Genomic DNA, 1,591 nt, shown 5'->3' with positions numbered 1-1,591 from the left:
AACAAACTATCCCTATGGAAGACCACATCAAAGAACTACTTAACCGCTATCAGTATAGCGAGGAAGTCAAGGAGGCAGCAGCCTTTCGCGTGCTTTTTGGAGGCGAAGATGCCAAGCAAGTGATGCAGGAGCTTGGCGTACACAATGTCAAAACTGTTCATCATTGGGTTACGGACGACCAGCGTAAGATTGAGCAAGGACTTATATCTTTACCACCCATGAATGAGAAGCAAAAGCAAAACCTGGAAGCACTCAAGCAGCGAAACAAGCAGCTGGAGAAAGCCCTGGAAGAGGCTAACCTCATGATCCTGGCCCTGCACACGATGATAGAAGTGGCTGAAAAGGACCTGAAGATTCCGATTCGAAAAAAGTCTGGTACCAAACAGTCCTGACCCTGCAGCATAAGGGAACAGCAAAGGTAAGTGTCGGTAACCTTTGCCGGTTGTTTGGTAAAAGCCGTCAAGCGTTTCATCAGCGGAGAACATTCCTGGACCAGCGTGCTGCCCAGTCCATGTTGGCATTGGGTCTGGTGACTGCCATCAGAAGGGAGATACCCGGTCTGGGGACAAAGAAGCTGTATCTTCTGCTGCGGGAGCCCCTGCAGAAGAGCGGCATTGCGATGGGCAGGGACCGGCTGCATGAGTTGCTCCGGGCACACCGTCTGCTCATCCGACATGGCAGGGCTGTGCCCAAAACCACACACTCTAACCACCTTCTGAGGAAGTACCCTAACTTGATCAAGCAGCTCCCTATCACGGAGACCGAGCAAGTCTGGGTGTGCGACTTGACCTACATCTACGTGGGCTTTGACTTCAACTATTTGTCTCTGATCACCGATGCCTCCTCTAAGAAGACCGTGGGCTACTGCCTGCATCAGTTCCTGAGCACGGAAGGCTGCCTGATCGCTCTGGAAATGGCGCTTTCTACCCGCAGTAAACAAGGGAACGGGCTTATTCACCATTCTGATCGGGGCGTGCAGTACTGCAGCTTTGAGTATGTTAAGAGGCTTAAGGCAGCAGCTATTGCTATTAGCATGACAGACAGCGGCGAGGCGTACGAGAACCAGATTGCTGAAAGGGTGAATAATGGTATTCTGAAGCATGAGTTTAGGCTCAACCAGGTGTTTAAATCCCATATGGAGGCCCTGCTAGCTGTAGAAACAGGTATCCGCAATTACAATACCCTTCGTCCTCACATGAGCTGTGGTTACCTGACTCCCTCACAGGCCCACCAGGTGGAAGAGCCTTTAGTGAAGCAGTGGAAGAATAAGTCATCGGTCGGTAAAGCTGATGGCATATGAGCCAGAAAGCTGTGGATTTATGGATAACTCCTGCAGAGTTAGCCACAAGTCCACAGCTGTAGTAGTAGTAGTAGTAGTAGTAATCAAATGAAAAAGAAACAGCGCTAGCGTCAAGCTAATTCCGTATTCAACTAGACCATCGAAAAGTAAATAGATACATTTGACAAGCTATAGCCGGTATTGCTTTATTGATTTTATCATTCATTCAAAATCGTCAACTTTTTCCAGGACGAGACCACCTGTCAACTTTATTCAAGAGGAGTCAAACAGATTATAAGCTTAATAACTAAT

At 48.4% G+C, this 1,591-nt stretch carries 2 protein-coding genes; both read left to right on the top strand.

The window, feature by feature from the left end; translation table 11 throughout:
* Positions 1 to 392, top strand: a 392-nt coding sequence (locus tag E1919_RS00680) for a hypothetical protein (protein ID WP_394351738.1), incomplete at its 5' end; no start/stop codon positions are given.
* The gene (locus E1919_RS00675; protein ID WP_162051431.1) at positions 389 to 1,300 is read left to right on the top strand and encodes an IS3 family transposase; all 912 of its coding nucleotides are present in this window, start codon (positions 389 to 391) and stop codon (positions 1,298 to 1,300) included. The genes E1919_RS00680 and E1919_RS00675, both read left to right, overlap by 4 nt.
* Positions 1,301 to 1,591 lie beyond the last annotated feature (291 nt).

It is taken from the genome of Pontibacter pamirensis (genome assembly GCF_010015475.1).
Classification (GTDB): Bacteria; Bacteroidota; Bacteroidia; order Cytophagales; family Hymenobacteraceae; genus Pontibacter; species Pontibacter pamirensis.
The sequence above is the reverse complement of the archived record's forward strand: the minus strand, read 5'-3'. Positions and strand labels throughout refer to the sequence as shown.